Here is a 16590-nt window from a genome sequence, read left to right as displayed (position 1 = left end):
ACCCGCAATGGCCAGAAAACTCATCCTCACCGGGCTCGTCGCGGCCCTGGGCGTCGCCGGTTGCCAGGCCGTCAACACCACCAGCGGTGGTGCGGTAGGCGTGGAGCGCAAGCAGTACATGTTCAGCATGCTCTCGGCCGAACAGGTCAACGAGATGTACGCGCAGTCCTACCAGGAGACGCTGCAGAAGGCCACCACGGAGAAGGCCCTCGACAGCAGCAGCGCACAGGCCAAGCAGGTGGACCGCATCGCCAAGCGTCTGATCGCCCAGGCCCCGGTGTTTCGCGCCGATGCGGCGCAGTGGGACTGGCAGGTCAACCTGATCAAGAGCGACGAACTCAACGCCAACTGCGGTCCCGGCGGCAAGATCATCGTCTACAGCGGTCTGATCGATCAGCTCAAGCTCAGCGACGACGAGCTCGCGGCGGTCATGGGGCATGAGATCGCCCACGCCCTGCGTGAGCACGGCCGCGAGGCGATGTCCAAGGCCTACGGCGTGCAGATGGGCTCACAGATCGCCGCCGCGCTGGGCGTTGGCCAGGGCGGCCTGCAACTGGCCAATACCGGCGTGCAGTACCTGATGACCCTGCCCAACAGCCGCAGCAACGAGAACGAGGCTGACCTGATCGGCCTGGAACTGGCCGCGCGAGCAGGCTACGACCCGAACGCCGCCATCAGCCTGTGGAACAAGATGGCCGCCGCCAGCGAAGGCGCGCCGCCGGAGTTCATGAGCACTCACCCGTCTTCGAGCAGCCGCATCGCCTCGCTGCAGGCCGCGATCCCCAAGGTCATGCCGCTCTACCAGCAGGCCAAGAAGGGTTGACCGGGCTGCGGCGGAGTCGCCAGGGGTGAAGATCGGCGTACTGGGTGCCACGGGCCTGCTCGGGCACCACTGCGCACGCGCCGTCCGTGCGGCCGGCCACGAGCTGGTCGCCATTCATCGCAATGCCTCCCGAGTCGAACGCCTGGCTTACCTGAAGCCCGAATTGCGCTGTGCCGAGTTGCTCGATCAGACCGCGATGTGCCGCGCGCTGGAGGGGCTCGATGGGGTCATCCATTGCGCCGGGAGCATGCCTCGGCGTGGCGCGCACTGGCAGGACGTGGTGGTCAGCGCCATGGACCAGACCGCGCATTTCTATGCCGCCTGCCGGATCACCGGCGTGCCGCGCATTCTCTATACCGGCTCGGCCATCGGCCTGCCCCTGCATCCGCAGGGAAGGCCCGGGCATGAAGGGCTCTTCTACGAGGAACCGCCGCGTTCGCGCAACCCCTACCTGATGTGCAAGTGGGCGCTGGAACGCCAGGCCCGCGACCAGGCCCGCAGCGGATTGCCGGTGGTGATCGGCGTGCCCGGCCTATGTCTAGGCGAGTACGATTTCGCCCCTTCCACGGGAAGCCTGATCACCCGCATTGCCCACGGCGAGCTGACGCGCTACGTGCCCGGTCGACGCAACCTGCTGGACGCCGGGGATGCGGGCCGTGGACTGCTTACCGCTCTGTTGCGCGGGCGCCTGGGCGAGCGTTACCTGCTGTGCGGCTGGAACATCGAGATGGACGACCTGGTCACGCGTATCGCCAGCCGACTGGGCGTGGACGCGCCGCGCCCGGTCTCGCTGGCCCAGGCGCGTCTGCTCAACGCCGCCCAGCACGTACTGCGTCCGTTCGGTGGCCGCCGTCCGCAACTCAGCCGCACCGACCTCGCGCTGATGGCCGGCGGACAGTTCCTCGACGGCAGGAAGGCGCGGGAAGAACTCGGCTTCGAAGCCACCCGCGACGTGGACGGCATCCTCGAACGCAGCATCGGCTGGTTTCGCGAGCAGGGGTACTTCTGAGCGGCTGATGCTCATGCCCGTCGGTTGATCCATGCCTGCAGCTCCGCCTCGGCCTGCTCCAGGGCCGTGCGGTTCAGCAGCTTGCGCAGTATCGCCACGTTCACTGCGCGTGCCCTCAGGTTGAAGGTCTGGCTGCCTTCCGGGCCTGGATCGTGGACGTGCAGTTTTTCGTAGAGTTGTTGCAGCCGGTTCTGCACGCTGCGCAGCGAGAGGTTGCGGCGCTGGGCGATGACCTTGTCGGTGAGCCCCAGCGCGATGTCCTGGAGTACTTCGTACTCACTGTCACTGAGGCCGAAGTGACGATCCTGGGCCTGTTGCTGGACGCCGCGAACCTCCCGGTCGATCACGCATTGCTGCTCGATGAACAGACTGCGCAGCGCCAGCTGCAGACGCTCCTCGGAGGCCGTCTTGAGGATGTAGCCATAGGCCGCATCCGGCGGGACGATGCGTGAGATGCCGCGGACATAGGCCTCGTCGGCGTAGTTCGACCAGAACAGGATGGAGGTGTCCGGGCGTTGCCCCCAGATGCTCTTGGCCGCCTCGATACCGGTTCGCTGCGGCATCTGCAGGTCCATGACCACGGCCGCGACGCCGTGCTGGGTCGCCAAGGCCTCGCCTTCAGCGCCATTGCTGGCTTCGAGCAGGGTTTCGCATTCGGGCATGGCGCTCTCGACGACCTCCTTGAGGAAGGCGCGATGCACCGGATCATCCTCGATCAGCAGAATATCCATCGATCTCGCTCCTGGCGGTTTGCGGAAGGGGAAGCTCCACCTGCACCACGGTGCCGGGGCCGGACTGGCGTGGGGTTATCGCCAGGTGGGCGGTCATCAGCTGGGCCCGCGTCTGCATGTTGCGCAGACCGCGGCTATCGAATGAACGGGCATTGCGAATGCCCTGGCCGTCGTCGCTGATGCGCAGGCGCAGGCAGTCCTCGCGGGTGTCGATGCGGACTTCGATATGGCGGGCGTCGGCGTGCTTGATGGCGTTGTTGATCGCCTCCTGGACGATGCGGAAAAGTCCGGTCTTGATCGGCTCGTCGAGGCTGTTGCCGAGCCCGTGGGTTTCGTCCACGAGGGTGGTTTCGATCGGCAGACCACTGTTCTTGACCGTGCCGATCAGCAGGTCTTCGACGCCTTCCTCGAAACCGAAGAGCTGCAGTACGGTGGGTTTCACCGCATCGATGATGCGGCGTAGCTCGCGCATGCTGTCCTGCAGCGAGGCGCTGATCGCCATCAACTCCTCGCTGACCTCGCCAGGGACGTTGAGCAGGCGCGCGATGCGCCGGTGCAGGCGCGTCAGGTCGGCGAGGGTCTGGTCATGCAGGTCCATGCCGATGCGCTGACGCTCGTTCTCCAACTGTTCTGTCAGGCCGAGGGCGCCCAGGCGTAGTCCCTCGCCGCGGGCGCGGGTCTCGGTCTCGGCGATGGCCAACTGCCTGGCACGCTCCGCCTGGCGCAGCGCATACAGGTAGGAGGCCAGCAGGTCCGCCACGTGCTGGGTGTGCTGCACATCTTCACGGGTATAGAAGGACGGGGCATGGGTCGAGCACGACAGCGCGCCGATGATCTCGCCGCGTGCGCGCAGGGGCACATGCAGCCGCGAACGCAACTGAGCTTCGAAGATGGGGTGGTTCATCGCGCCGGGAAAGGTGAAACGCGGATCGCGGGTGGCGTCATCGGTGAGGATGTAGGCCTCTTGCCCCAGCAAGAGGTTGCGAATGGGACTGCGCACGATGGGGACCGGGTTCTTCGCGAACTCGCTCCAGGCCGTATGGACACCGGTCTCGTAGGCCGCGATGTGATTCTCGCCATCGAGCAGCAGCAGGGTCACATCGAGGTGATCGTGCGGCAGGATCGGGCGTATCTCCGCGGAAACGGCATCGATCATCGACTGGAATTCGAGCTGTCCGGCGAGTGCCCGCGAGATGCCGAGAAAGTGCCGCAACACCGCCTCGGCGCTGACCTGAGGACGTATGGCCATGGGTTGGGTCCTGCTTATTGTTGTTGTCGACTCGCTTGCAACGCTATCGCGTTGGGCGGTTGGGTGGGTGCAATGATCTGCTTTTCTTCTGCGGGAACCCGCAGGCCGGCTGCGGGAGCGTGCGCAAATCCTGCGACAAGCGACCCTGACGGGCAAAATTGTCTGACTATAGACTGAGTTCGCGTTCAAAAAGCAACCAGGCTGCCCGAGTGGCCGGTTCGCAATACCCGAAAAAAACAACAAGGGGTTCCACGATGATGACGCGTCCCGTACCCGCGACTCTGCTCGCTGCCGCTCTTGCGTTGGGCCTGGCGACTGCCGCGCAGGCCGATACCTCCGAAAAACGTATCGCGCTTTCCAACAACTATGCGGGCAACTCCTGGCGCCAGGGGATGCTCGAGAGCTGGAAGGCCACCACCGACAAGGCGGTGGCCGATGGCCTGATCGCTGGGGCGGATTCCTTCACCACCGCGCAGAACCAGGCCACCGAGCAGGCCGCGCAGATTCAGAACCTGATCCTCCAGGGCTATGACGCCATCGTCATCGATGCTGCTTCGCCGACCGCGCTCAATGGCGCGGTGCGCCAGGCCTGCGATGCCGGCATCGTGGTGGTTTCCTTCGATGGCGTGGTTTCCGAACCCTGCGCCTGGCGTGTGTCGATGGACTTCCCCGCCAGCGGTGTCGCCGAGATGGATTACCTGGCCCAGCGTTTTCCCGACGGTGCCAACGTGCTGGAGGTCCGCGGCCTGGCAGGGGTGTCCGTGGACGAGCTGATCCACCAGGGCATCGAGGCCGGTGCGAAGAAGCACGGCAACCTGAAGATCGTCGGCTCGGTGAACGGCAACTGGTCACAGACCGCCTCGCAGAAGGCCGTCGCCGGGGTGTTGCCCAGCCTGCCGAAGGTGGATGCGGTCGTCACCCAGGGTGACGATGGCTTCGGCGTCGCCCAGGCCTTCGAGAATTCCGGGCGCCCGCTGCCGGTCATCGTCATGGGTAACCGCGAGGAAGAGCTGTCCTGGTGGAAGCACCAGAAGGACGCCAGCGGCTACGAGACCTTCTCCATCTCCAGTTCGCCGAGCATTTCCTCGCTCGCCTTCTGGGTGGCCCAGCAGATTCTCGACGGCCATGAGTTTCCCAAGGACCTGCGCTCGCCGCCGACGACCGTGACGGCGCAAACCCTGGAGTCCGCGCTCGACGGGTTGGCGCCCGGCTCGATCGTGACCGAGCCCTACACCGTCGATGACGCGCTGGCGCTCAAGGCAGCCCACTGACGCAGCCGCCACCGGCGGAAAACGGGAGAGAGCTATGAGCGAGTGGGAGCGGAGCGGCGTCGCGCTGCGCGGCGTCAGCAAGTCGTTCGGCGCCGTGCGGGCGCTATCGGATGTCGATTTGCAGATTCGCCGCGGCGAATGCCTGGGCCTGATCGGCCACAACGGTGCGGGCAAATCCACCCTGATGAACGTCCTCGCCGGGACGTTGACCTGCGACGACGGGCAACTGAGTTTCGACGGCGAGCGCGAGGCGGCCGGCTACGATGTCGCCCGGGCCCAAGCCCGGGGGGTGCGTTGCGTGTTCCAGGAGCTGTCGCTGTGTCCCAACCTCAGCGTGATCGAGAACACCTTCATCAGTTGTCCGCAGCTCCGTGGCTTCGGTTGGCGCAAGCGTGCGGCGCAGGTCATCGGCGAGATGCTGGAGCGCATCTTTCCCGGCCATCGGATCCGTCCGGGAGCGGTCGTCGCCGACCTTTCCATCGGCGAGCGGCAGATGGTGGAGATCGCCCGGGCCTTCATCGCCGAGGGCGCCGCGCCGCTGAAGATGGTGATCCTCGATGAGCCGACGTCTTCCTTGGATACGCGTGTCGCCAGGCAGTTGCTCGCTTTCGTGCGACGCTTCGTCGCCGACGGCGGCAGCGTGGTGTTCATCAGCCACATCCTCGACGAGATGTTGACGACCTGCGACCGCATCGCGGTGATGCAGGATGGCTGCATCGTCGAAGTGGGCGAGGCTCGCAGCTATACCCATGACACGCTGGTCGCCGCGATGGGCCACGCCCTGGCCAGCGACGTCGACGAAACCCGCGTCCAGCACCGTCAGCGCGCGACGGGCAGCGTGCTTCGCGTCGAGCAGGCCAGTGGCCGGCGGCCCGGTGCGCGCCTGGTGCGCGCGGGCGAGGGACAGATCATCGGCCTGGCCGGTCTTGCGGGGCATGGCCAGAGCGCCTTTCTGCATGCGGTGTTCCGCGCACGCCGGCACGCGGCAGCCAGCGCCTTCGTGGCGGGAGATCGCCAGACCGAGGGCGTGTTCCCGCTCTGGTCGATTGCCGAGAACATCGTCGTCAGCTCGCTACAGAACCTGCGCCGTGGCGGCCTGCTGGATGCCCGCCGCGCGCAGGATCTGGCCGAGCGCTGGCAGCGCGAAATGGGCATCCGCACGCCGGACCTGGGCTTGCCGATCCTCTCGCTGTCCGGCGGCAACCAACAGAAGGCGCTGTTCGCCCGTGCGCTGGCCTCGCCGGCGTCGCTGATCCTGATGGACGACCCGATGCGCGGCGTGGACGTGGGTACCAAGCGCGAAGTCTACGCTCGCATCCAGCGCGAAGCCGCCGCCGGCCGGACCTTCATCTGGTACACCACGGAAATGGAAGAGCTCTACTACTGCGACCACATCTATGTGTTTCGCGATGGCGAGGCGGTGGTCGACTTTCCGCGCAGCGAACTGACCGAGCAGCAGGTGCTGCGCAGCTCCTTCGAAGAGGAAGCCGTATGCTGAGTCTGCAGTACACCCCGCCGCAGTGGCGTTCGCATCTGCCGCGGTTGATCCGCAGCGCCCTGCCGGCCTTTTCCCTGACGTTGCTGTTGCTGGTCATCTTCGCCATGCAGCCACGGGCGATGAGCTACCTGGGACTCAACCTGATGCTCAACCTGGCGGTGCCGATCGCGCTGGCGACCATCGCGCAGATGATGATCATCGCCAGCAATGACCTCGACCTCTCGCTGGGTGCCTTCATCAGCTTCGTCGCCTGCGTATCGGCGACCCTGCTCGATCAGCATCCGTGGCTCGGCGTCCTGGTGCTGTGTGGCTGCGTGGCGATCTATGCGCTACTGGGCGCGCTGATCCACCTGCGCCAGTTGCCATCCATCGTGGTGACGCTGGGCATGTCCTTCGTCTGGTCGGGCGCCGCCGTATTGCTGTTGCCGGAGCCAGGTGGTTCGGCGCCGGGGTGGTTGCACACGCTGGTTTCCTGGCGTACGCCCGGGGTTCCCTTGGCGATCCTCGTGTGTCTGGCGCTGGGCTTGCTGGTGCATCAGCTGATGATCCGCTCGACCTTCGGCGTGACCCTGCGCGGGGCAGGCGGCAACCCCTCCGCGGTCGCCAAGGCGGGTTGGTCCCTGTTGCGCGCACGGGTCACCCTGTATGCCCTGGCCGGCGGCTTCGGCGTGCTCGCCGGACTGTTCCTGGTCGGCCTGACCACCTCGGCGGACGCCGGTGTCGCCATGCGCTACACGCTGCTGTCGATCGCCGCTGTGATCCTGGGCGGCGGGGAGTTCGTCGGCGGGCGGATCGCACCGATCGGTGCGGTGCTGGGCGCCCTGACGCTGGTCCTGGCCGGTTCGCTGTTGTCGTTCATTCACGTGTCCTCGGACTGGCAGATCGGTGCCCAGGGGGCGATCCTGATCATCGTGCTGGCGCTGCGGACCCTGGCCAATCGTATCGGGGAGGTGCGCCGATGAATGCTCCGCTTGCTCTGCCTTCGCTCGCCACGCAGCGGCCGTGGATCTGGTCCTACGTAGCGGCGGCGCTGGTGCTGCTGGCTACCGTGGGTTTCACCGGCGGCACCGGGACAGCGGCGCTGCTGACCGGTGCGCTGAGCTTTTCCGCATTCTTCGCGGTGGCCGGCATCGGCCAGATGTTCGTGATCACCACGGGGCCGGGGAACATCGACCTGTCGATCCCCGCCAACATCGCACTCAGTGGTGCGGTGGCGATGAAGCTGATGTACCACCAGGACGGCCTGATCTGGCTCGGCGTGCTCGGTGGCCTGGCTTGCGGCGCCGCTGTCGGAGCCTGCAACTACGCCTTGATCCGCCTGCTGCGTATCCCGCCGATCATCGCCACCCTGTCGTCGAGCTTCCTCGTACTGTCGACGGCCATCGCCTACGGTCGCAGCGTACGCATCCAGCCGCCGGAGCTGTTCTACGGCTTCGCCACCGGACGGCTGCTGGGCGTGCCGCTGATGGCGCTGTTCGTCGCCGTGCTGGCGCTGCTGATGGCCGTGGTGCTCAGACGCACCCTGTATGGGCGGGGCGTCATCGCGATTGGCCAGAATCCCCGTGCGGCTGCCCTGGCGGGTATCGGGGTCGAGCGCTTGCGCTTTGCGACCTACCTGATCAGCGGTGTCTTCGCGGCCCTCTGCGGGCTGCTGCTGGCCGGGTTCTCCGGTGGCGCATCGCTGGCCATGGGCGAGGAATACCTGCTGGCATCCATCGCCGTGGTGGTGATCGGCGGCACCTCGGTGGGCGGTGGCTATTCCAACGTCGCCGGCATCTGGGGCGCCTCGCTGTTTCTCTATCTGCTGGTCAGCATGCTCAACACCTTCGGCCTGGGCGCAGGGGTACGCATGGTCCTGACCGGCCTCATCATCATCGCCGTGATCACGGCGGTCAGTGGCGCAGCGAGACGATAAGCACATGAGGCCAACCCTGTCCGAACCTCGATACGAAGTGGCCGACGAGCGCTTTCGCCGGCTGGTGATACCCAATACCCAGATGGAGCAGCTCTACGACAATTGTCGCTGGGCGGAAGGCCCGGTCTGGTTCAACGACGGCGGTTACCTGGTGTGGAGCGATATCCCCAACGACCGCATGCTGCGTTGGCTGCCCAATGGCGATGTGTCGGTGTTCCGCGCCGCCGCGGACTACAGCAACGGCAATACCCGGGACCGTCAGGGACGCCTGGTGAGTTGCCAGCACGGTGGGCGTTGCGTGACCCGCACCGAACCCGACGGGCGCATTACGGTACTGGCCGAGCGCTTCGCGGGAAAACGCCTGAACTCGCCGAATGACGTCGTGGTGCATGCCGATGGTTCGATCTGGTTCACGGATCCCACCTACGGCATCCTCAGCGATTACGAAGGCTACCGCGCCGAGCCCGAGCAGAAGGGCTCGCACCTGTACCGCATCGATCCGCACAGCGGCGAGGTGGCGTGCATGGCCGATGACTTCCAGCAACCCAATGGCCTGGCGTTCTCCGCGGATTTCTCGCGGCTGTACGTCGCCGATTCGGCGCGCACCCATGACCCCCAGGGCGCCCACCACATCCGCGTGTTCCCGGTCGACGCCGGGGGAGGGCTGGGTGAGTCGAAGGTATTCGCCGAGATCGAGCCGGGCATTCCCGATGGTTTGCGCGTTGATGTCGAGGGCAACGTCTGGACCAGCGCCGGGGATGGCGTCCAGTGCTTCGCCGAGGATGGCCGCTTGCTGGGGAAAATCCTGCTGCCTGAGCCGGTTGCCAATCTGACCTTCGGCGGGGCGAGGGGCAATCGCTTGTTCATCACGGCGAACACTTCGCTGTACGCGATCTTCGTCGGTGTGCGCGGCGCCCAGACCCCATGAGGTGGCTGGCCCCGAAGGGCCAGCCGGAACGTCACAGCCAGCCGGAAAGCTGTGCGGCCTGGTAGGCCGCGACCAGTGCGAGGATGGCGAAGAGCGCAGCGGCGATGCTGCGAATGAGCTTGAGCGGCAGGCGCTCGGCGGCGAAGTTGCCGGCCAGCACCACGGGGACGTTGGCCAGCAGCATGCCAAGCGTGGTGCCCATCACCACCAGCAGGAAGTGCGGGTACTGCGCAGCGAGCATCACCGTGGCGACCTGGGTCTTGTCGCCCATCTCGGCCAGGAAGAAGGCGACCAGCGTGGTGACGAAGGGGCCGTAGCGGCGCAACCTGCCGGTTTCGTCGTCATCGAGCTTGTCGGGAATCAGGGTCCAGACGGAGACCGCAAGGAACGAGGCGGCGAGCAGCCAGGCCAGGACGGAGGGCGCCATCAGCGAAGCGACCCAGGCGCCGACGGCGCCAGCGGCGAAGTGGTTGGCCAGGGTGGCGGCGACCATGCCGCCGATGATCGGCCAGGGTCTGCGAAAGCGCGCGGCCAGTACGAGAGCGAGCAGTTGGGTCTTGTCGCCGATCTCTGCCAGCGCTACGACCAGAGTGGGGACGAACAGGGATTCCATCACGGTGGGGTATTTCCTCAAGGGGCGGGCCTCGTCACGCCATGACATACACGACCTGCCCGCCCCGGGCTCAGGTGTGGATGTCATGGGTCTTGTCAGGCCGCGGCCGTGATGGCCAAGGATGCGGGCGCCATGGTCTGTGGACCAAGTATGTTGACGCCGGCCCGGCAGGCTAGCGGACTAGCTGCCGGAGACTACTCCCCCAGGGACGCCGGCATTCTGCCGAAGCCGAACGGCGTAGGCAAGTCGCCGGGCTGTGAATCTCGCGTTACCGGGCGCTGTTCTGCGCCCGGTAGATGCGGAAGCCTTCGGCAGCGGCCAGGGCGCTGCAGTTGCCCAGGCTGGCCTGTAGCAGGGGCGCGTACTTGAGGAAGTCGTTGGCGACCAGACGCAGCTCCCCGCCGGGGCGCAGGTGTCGAGCGGCGTGGATCAGCATGGCCTCGCTGGCTCGGTAGTCGGTGTGTACGCCGAGGTGGAAGGGCGGGTTGCTGATGATCGCGGCGAGCCCGGTGGGCGCTGCCGCGATGCCATCGCCGGCGATCAACTCCGCCTGCAGCCCGTTGGCGGCCAGGGTCAGGCGGGAGGCGGCGAGGGCGAAGGCATCGACGTCGAGCATATGCACGCGACTGTCGGGATAGCGCCGCGCCAGGCTGGCGCCGAGCACGCCGGCACCGCAGCCGAAGTCCAGCAGGTCGCCTTCGGGGAGCGCGTCCAGGTGTTCCAGCAGCAGGGCGCTGCCTCGATCCAGGCGCCCGTGGGCGAACACCCCGGGCAGGCTGACGACCTCGAGGGCACCGCCGGGCGCGTCGAGCGTGTAGCGCTGGGCGAGCGCCTCCAGCTGTGGCGCCGCTGGCGCCTGCTCGACGGTGACCTGCCAGAGCTGGCAGTGGCGGGCGCTGTCGAGCTTGCGCGGTTGGCCGAAACTCGCCAGTTGCTTGGCGGCACGTTCGATCCCCGCGCGCTTTTCGCCGACCAGGTACAGCTCGCGACCGGCCAGCGGGGCGGCCAATGCCTGCAGCAGGTACTCGGTGAGCTCGCGGGACTTGGGCAGGAACAGCACCGCGCTGCGCCAGTCACCGGCCGGAGGCTCGACGCCAAAATGGCTACGCCCGGCGAAGCGGCTGGCGAGCAGCGCGTGCTCGCCAGCGTGCCAGCTCCAGGCGTGGGCCTGGGGCAAATGACCGAGTACGTCGTCGGCTGGCGCGCCGGCCAGCAGCAACTGACCTTCGAACAGCTCGGCCTGGCGCAGCAGAACCTCACAGCGCGGATCCATGGCTCAAACCACCACGCGCAGGGATTTTCCGGCTTGGAAGGCCTCGAGGTTCTCGGCCAGTTGCGCGACGATGCGCTGGCGCGCTTCGCGGCTGCCCCAGGCGCTATGGGGCGTGAGAATGAGGCGCGGGATGTCCGCGGCGAGCAGCGGATTGCCGTCACGCGGGGGTTCCTGGCTGAGCACGTCGCAACCGGCACCGCCGAGATGGCCGCTGCGCAGCGCCTCGGCCAGGGCGTTCTCCTCGACCAGGCCGCCGCGCCCGGCATTGATCAGGAAGGCACCAGGCTTCATGGCTGCCAGTTGCTCGGCACCGATCAGGTTGCGGGTCTGCTCGCTGAGCGGACAGTGCAGCGACAGTGCATCCACCTGTGGCAGCAGTTCTTCCAGCGGTAGGTAGCCTTCGCGCAGCGGGCGTCCGGGAATCTGTCCGATCAGCACGCGCATGCCGAAGGCCTCGGCGAGGCGCGCCACGGCCTGGCCGAGTTCGCCATAACCGAGGATGCCCAGGGTCTTGCCGGCCAGTTCGACGATCGGGAAGTCGAGGAAGCAGAATTGCTCGGCGCGCTGCCAGCGTCCGTTGCGGATCTCTGCCTGGTAGTCCGGCAGACGCGTGGCCAGCGCAAGCAACAGCATCAGGGTGTGCTGGGCTACCGAGGCGGTGCCATAGCCCTGGCAATTGCAGACCGTGATGCCCAGGCGACGCGCGGCCTCCAGGTCGACGTTGTTGGTGCCGGTGGCGGCCACCAGGATCAGTTTCAACTGTGGATTGGCTTCGAGCGTCGCGGCACTTAGCGGCACCTTGTTGCTGATCGCGACCTGCGCGCCCTGCAGACGTTGCGAGACCTCATCGGGAGCGCTGCGCTCGTGCAGCACCAGTTCCTCGAGGCGGGCACGCAGCGGGCCCAGGTCGAGGTCGCCGAGATCGAGCGAGGGGTGATCGAGGAAGACGGCGCGCAGACTGTTGCTCATCAGCTGTACCTTTTTAATCGGAGACTCTGGAATTAAGGTGTGCAGCCTAACAGAGCCACCCGCTGGATGCCGCGCATGTACCTGATGGAGTTCGCCACTGTCGCCCTGATCCACCTGCTTGCCGTCGCCAGCCCCGGCCCGGATTTCGCCGTGGTGGTGCGCGAGAGCGTCGCTCAGGGACGTCGCGCCGGCCTCTTCACGGCGCTGGGCGTTGGCCTGGGCATTTTCGTGCATGTCGGCTATTCGCTGCTGGGTATCGGCCTGGTGGTATCGCAGTCGATCCTGCTGTTCAACATGCTCAAATGGGCGGCCGCCGCCTACCTGCTGTATATCGGCATCCGCGCGTTGCGTGCGCGGCCGGCGCCGGCGGTGGCCGACATCGAACCTGCCGTAGTGGGCAGCGCGCGCAGTGCTTTCGTTAGGGGATTCGTCACCAACGGCCTGAATCCCAAGGCGACGCTGTTCTTCCTCTCGCTGTTCACCGTGGTCATCGATCCGCACACGCCGCTAGCCATCCAGGCTGCCTACGGGGTCTATCTGGCCTGTGCCACCGCAGCCTGGTTCTGCCTGGTGGCGATGCTGTTCAGCCATGCCCGGGTGCGTGCGGGCTTCGCGCGTATGGGGCACTGGTTCGACCGCGCCATGGGCGGCGTTCTGATCGCCCTGGGTGTCCGCTTGGCCTTCGTGCAGTCCCACTGAGTCCGCTTTGCCCCTGCGCTGTTACCTAACTTCCCAGGGGTGATGTAGCGAACGTTGGGGGCTCGCCGGGGTCTCTTCCGTCGACCGATGGGTCCTTATCCGACCCGCGGGTTTCCGCTCTCCGCGACCCTTGTCTGGCCTGGGGCAAAATGTGACCCATGGGTCTCTTTTGCATTTGGCGTATTAATTGCTCGCTCTCCCGGCGTGGTTGGGAGGCCTACTGTAGTGACTTGTCACATTTTGCGACGGTTGCCCCGACACGCTTGGCTATAGTCGCTTCAGAAATAACAACAACAGATGGAGAGCGTCGATGAGCACCATTCAAAAGATCTGGCGGCCTGCGCGGCTGCCTCTGGCGGTCAGTATCGCGTCGACCCTGGCCACGCCAGCCCTCGCGGTGACCTTCAATATCGGGGAGATCGAGGGGCAGTTCGATTCGTCCCTGTCGATCGGTGCCAGCTGGTCCACCGCCAAACCGGACAGCGATCTCATCGGCGTCAACAACGGCGGTCGCGGTTTATCGCAGACCTCCGACGATGGCCATCTGAACTTCAAGCGCGGCGAGACCTTCTCGAAGATCTTCAAGGGCGTGCATGACCTCGAGCTGCGCTACGGCGACACCGGTGTGTTCCTGCGGGGCAAGTACTGGTACGACTTCGAGCTCAAGGACGAGGGCCGTGAGTTCAAGGACATCAGCGATTCCAATCGCAAGACCGCCGCGAAGTCTTCCGGGGCCGAACTGCTCGATGCCTTCATCTACCACAACTACGCCATTGGCGACCTGCCGGGCTCCGTCCGCCTGGGCAAGCAGGTCATCAACTGGGGGGAAAGCACCTTCCTGCAGAACGGTATCAACGCCTTCAACCCGGTGGACGTCTCGGCCTTCCGCCGGCCCGGCTCGGAGATCAAGGAAGGGCTGATCCCGGTGAATGCGTTCTATGTGTCGCAGAGTCTCACGGACAGTCTCTCCGCGGAGTTCTTCTACCAGCTGGAGTGGGACCAGACGGTGGTCGACAACTGCGGCACCTTCTTCTCCCAGCCTGACGTCATCGCCGATGGTTGCGACGGCAACCTGCAGGTGCTCAGTCCGGCACTCGCCGGCTTGGCGCCGTTTGCCGGGCCTTATGCCTACGGCAGCACCAGCGAAGGTGTCACCGTACCCCGCGGGCCCGACCGCGATGCCCGTGATGGTGGCCAGTTCGGGGCTGCGCTGCGCTGGTATTCCACGCCGCTGGACACCGAGTTCGGTGCCTATTTCATGAACTACCACAGTCGGCTGCCCATCTTCAGCGGCAGCTCCGCCGCGCCGGGCGTCTACGACGCGGTACCGGGCATCATCACGGCCGCCAACGGGACCGTCAGCACGATCTGCGGTGGCGACGTCACCTGTATCACGCAGACCCTCACCGGTCTCGCGGCCGCCACCGTGGCCGGTAACAGCCAGTACTTCGTCGAGTATCCCGAGGACATCCGCCTCTACGGCCTGAGCTTCTCCACCACGCTGCCTACCGGCACCGCCTGGAGTGGCGAGATCAGCTACCGACCGAACGCGCCGGTGCAACTCAATACCACCGACATCCTCTACGCCGGCATCACCCCCATTGATGCAAACTATTCGGTGTTGCAGGGCACGCCGGGCGCCGATCTGAATGGCTACCGGCGCAAGGAAATCACCCAGTTGCAGACCACCTTCACGCACTTCCTCGACCAGGTGATGGGCGCTAGCCGCCTGACCCTGGTTGGCGAGATCGGCTTCGTGCATGTCGGGGGGCTGGAGAGCCGCTCCGAGGCGCGCTACGGCCGCGACCCGATCTTCGGTCCCGGGCCACTGCCTGCCGGCACCTGCCAGACTCTCAACGCCGGTACCCTGGGCGATCCGACGGCGGAGAACGTCAGCCGCTACTGCGAGAACGACGGTTTCACCACCAGCAACTCCTGGGGCTACCGTGCTCGCGCCATCTGGGAATACCCGGACATGGTCGCCGGGGTCAACCTCAAGCCCAATGTCGCCTGGTCGCACGACGTGCGCGGTTATTCGCCGGGCCCGGGTGCGAACTTCGAAGAGGGCCGCAAGGCCGTCAGCCTGGGCTTGGACGCGGAGTACCAGAACACCTACACCGCCAGCCTTTCCTACACCAACTTCTTCGGGGGCAAGTACAACACTCTGCGCGACCGGGACTTCGTCTCCCTGAGCTTCGGCATGAACTTCTGAGCCCATAACAACAAGGATTAGACCGCCATGAAGACCTGCAAGACGCTATTGCAATTGAGTACCCTCGGGCTGGCCTTGCTGCTGAGCCGCGGGGCGTTGGCCGCGGTCAGCGAGGCCGAGGCGGCCAAGCTAGGGACCAGTCTGACCCCCATCGGCGCGGAAAAGGCCGGCAACGCCGAGGGCACCATCCCGGCCTGGGACGGTGGACTGCCGACCAACGCCGGCGCGGTCGATGCGCGTGGCTTCCTCGCCGATCCTTTTGCTGCCGAGAAGCCGCTGTTCACCATTACCGCGCAGAACGTCGAGCAATACCGCGACAAGCTCAGCCCCGGCCAACTGGCGATGTTCAAGCGCTACCCGGACAGCTACCGGATGCCGGTCTATCCCAGTCACCGCAGCGCCACCTTGCCTGCTTCGGTATTCGAGGCGATCCGCTACAACGCTACCCACAGCAAGCTGGTACAGGGTGGCAATGGCTTGGAAGACTTCCGCACGGCGATTCCTTTCCCGATTCCCAAGGACGGCCTCGAGGTGATCTGGAACCACATCACCCGCTACCGGGGTGGCAGCGTGCGTCGGCTCGTCACCCAGGCCACGCCACAGGCCAATGGCTCCTACAGCCTGGTGTATTTCGAGGACGAATTCGTCTTCCGCGACCAGCTCAAGGACTACGATCCCAACAAGCCGAGCAACGTGCTGTTCTACTTCAAGCAGCGCGTCACCGCGCCGTCGCGTCTGGCGGGCAACGTGCTGCTGGTCCACGAGACCCTCGATCAGGTCAAGGAGCCGCGCCTGGCCTGGCTCTACAACGCCGGCCAGCGCCGCGTGCGGCGTGCGCCCCAGGTGGCCTACGACGGTCCGGGCACCGCTGCCGACGGCCTGCGCACCTCGGACAACCTCGACATGTACAACGGCGCCCCCGACCGCTACGACTGGAAGCTGATCGGCAAGCAGGAGCTGTACATCCCCTACAACAGCTACCGCCTCGATTCGCCGACGTTGAAGTACGACGACATCCTCAAGGCCGGGCACATCAACCAGGATCTGGCGCGCTACGAGTTGCACCGCGTCTGGCATGTCACCGCCACGCTGAAACCCGGCGAGCGGCACATCTACGCCAAGCGTGACTTCTTCATCGACGAGGACACCTGGCAGGCCGCGGTCATCGACCACTACGACGGACGCGACAACCTGTGGCGCGTCGCAGAGGCGCACAGCCAGTACTACTACGACAAGCAGGTGCCCTGGAGCACCCTCGAGGCGCTCTACGATCTGCAGTCCGGCCGTTACCTGGCGCTGGGCATGAAGAACGAAGAGAAGCGCGCCTACGAGTTCGGCTACAGCGCCACCGAAAGCGACTTCACTCCCGCCGCATTGCGTCAGTCCGGGGTACGTTGAGT

General features: G+C 65.9%; 15 protein-coding genes and 1 riboswitch. Of the genes, 10 read left to right on the top strand and 5 right to left on the bottom strand.

Annotation, left to right across the window (positions count from 1 at the left end; translation table 11 throughout):
• Positions 1–7: 7 nt before the first annotated feature.
• Positions 8–823: a M48 family metallopeptidase gene (locus ACYRGX_RS19730; RefSeq protein ID WP_473054123.1), complete on the top strand. Its 816-nt coding sequence runs from the start codon at positions 8–10 to the stop codon at positions 821–823.
• Between the two features lie 25 nt (positions 824–848).
• Positions 849–1832 carry an NAD-dependent epimerase/dehydratase family protein gene (locus ACYRGX_RS19725; RefSeq protein WP_473054122.1) on the top strand — a complete coding sequence of 328 codons (984 nt, stop codon included), beginning with the start codon at positions 849–851 and terminating at the stop codon, positions 1830–1832.
• An 11-nt stretch (positions 1833–1843) separates the two neighbouring features.
• Here ACYRGX_RS19725 and ACYRGX_RS19720 read toward each other — a convergent pair whose 3' ends face one another.
• Entirely contained in the window at positions 1844–2563 is a 720-nt protein-coding gene (locus ACYRGX_RS19720; protein ID WP_473054121.1) for a response regulator transcription factor, read from the bottom strand.
• Positions 2538–3812: a GAF domain-containing sensor histidine kinase gene (locus ACYRGX_RS19715; protein WP_473054120.1), complete on the bottom strand. Its 1275-nt coding sequence runs from the start codon at positions 3810–3812 to the stop codon at positions 2538–2540. Before ACYRGX_RS19715 ends, ACYRGX_RS19720 begins: the two co-directional genes overlap by 26 nt.
• A 254-nt stretch (positions 3813–4066) precedes the next feature.
• Between ACYRGX_RS19715 and ACYRGX_RS19710 the strand changes: the two genes are divergently transcribed.
• From ACYRGX_RS19710 to ACYRGX_RS19690, 5 genes are read left to right on the top strand one after another with little or no spacing between them, the layout of a single operon-like run.
• Positions 4067–5083, top strand: a complete 1017-nt coding sequence (locus tag ACYRGX_RS19710; protein WP_473054119.1) for a substrate-binding domain-containing protein — start codon at positions 4067–4069, stop codon at positions 5081–5083.
• A 34-nt stretch (positions 5084–5117) separates the two neighbouring features.
• Entirely contained in the window at positions 5118–6581 is a 1464-nt protein-coding gene (locus ACYRGX_RS19705; protein WP_473054118.1) for a sugar ABC transporter ATP-binding protein, read from the top strand.
• Positions 6575–7543 (top strand): ABC transporter permease, encoded by a 969-nt coding sequence (locus tag ACYRGX_RS19700; RefSeq protein WP_473054117.1) that lies wholly within the window; start codon positions 6575–6577, stop codon positions 7541–7543. Before ACYRGX_RS19705 ends, ACYRGX_RS19700 begins: the two co-directional genes overlap by 7 nt.
• Positions 7540–8496 (top strand): ABC transporter permease, encoded by a 957-nt coding sequence (locus tag ACYRGX_RS19695; RefSeq protein ID WP_473054116.1) that lies wholly within the window; start codon positions 7540–7542, stop codon positions 8494–8496. Before ACYRGX_RS19700 ends, ACYRGX_RS19695 begins: the two co-directional genes overlap by 4 nt.
• 4 nt (positions 8497–8500) lie before the next feature.
• Positions 8501–9424 carry an SMP-30/gluconolactonase/LRE family protein gene (locus ACYRGX_RS19690; protein WP_473054115.1) on the top strand — a complete coding sequence of 308 codons (924 nt, stop codon included), beginning with the start codon at positions 8501–8503 and terminating at the stop codon, positions 9422–9424.
• A gap of 31 nt (positions 9425–9455) precedes the next feature.
• Here the strand turns inward: ACYRGX_RS19690 and ACYRGX_RS19685 are convergent, their stop codons facing one another.
• The 3 genes from ACYRGX_RS19685 to ACYRGX_RS19675 form a co-directional block, all read right to left on the bottom strand.
• Positions 9456–10037 carry a TMEM165/GDT1 family protein gene (locus ACYRGX_RS19685; protein ID WP_473056735.1) on the bottom strand — a complete coding sequence of 194 codons (582 nt, stop codon included), beginning with the start codon at positions 10035–10037 and terminating at the stop codon, positions 9456–9458.
• 23 nt (positions 10038–10060) lie between these two features.
• A riboswitch (yybP-ykoY riboswitch) is annotated at positions 10061–10245 on the bottom strand.
• A 60-nt stretch (positions 10246–10305) separates the two neighbouring features.
• On the bottom strand, positions 10306–11310 hold the full coding sequence (locus tag ACYRGX_RS19680) for a methyltransferase (RefSeq protein WP_473054114.1): 1005 nt from the start codon (positions 11308–11310) through the stop codon (positions 10306–10308).
• 3 nt (positions 11311–11313) lie between these two features.
• Positions 11314–12279, bottom strand: a complete 966-nt coding sequence (locus ACYRGX_RS19675) for a 2-hydroxyacid dehydrogenase (RefSeq protein WP_473054113.1) — start codon at positions 12277–12279, stop codon at positions 11314–11316.
• Between the two features lie 75 nt (positions 12280–12354).
• On the opposite strand from ACYRGX_RS19675, the gene ACYRGX_RS19670 reads away from it, so the two are divergent.
• The 3 genes from ACYRGX_RS19670 (at position 12355) to ACYRGX_RS19660 (ending at position 16588) form a co-directional block, all read left to right on the top strand.
• On the top strand, positions 12355–12978 hold the full coding sequence (locus tag ACYRGX_RS19670; protein WP_473056734.1) for a LysE family translocator: 624 nt from the start codon (positions 12355–12357) through the stop codon (positions 12976–12978).
• A 310-nt stretch (positions 12979–13288) separates the two neighbouring features.
• Positions 13289–15190 carry a DUF1302 domain-containing protein gene (locus tag ACYRGX_RS19665; RefSeq protein WP_473054112.1) on the top strand — a complete coding sequence of 634 codons (1902 nt, stop codon included), beginning with the start codon at positions 13289–13291 and terminating at the stop codon, positions 15188–15190.
• A gap of 27 nt (positions 15191–15217) precedes the next feature.
• Positions 15218–16588 carry a DUF1329 domain-containing protein gene (locus tag ACYRGX_RS19660; protein WP_473054111.1) on the top strand — a complete coding sequence of 457 codons (1371 nt, stop codon included), beginning with the start codon at positions 15218–15220 and terminating at the stop codon, positions 16586–16588.
• Positions 16589–16590: the final 2 nt, after the last annotated feature.

Source organism: Pseudomonas sp. R4-15, assembly GCF_055768815.1.
The sequence above is the reverse complement of the archived record's forward strand: the minus strand, read 5'-3'. Positions and strand labels throughout refer to the sequence as shown.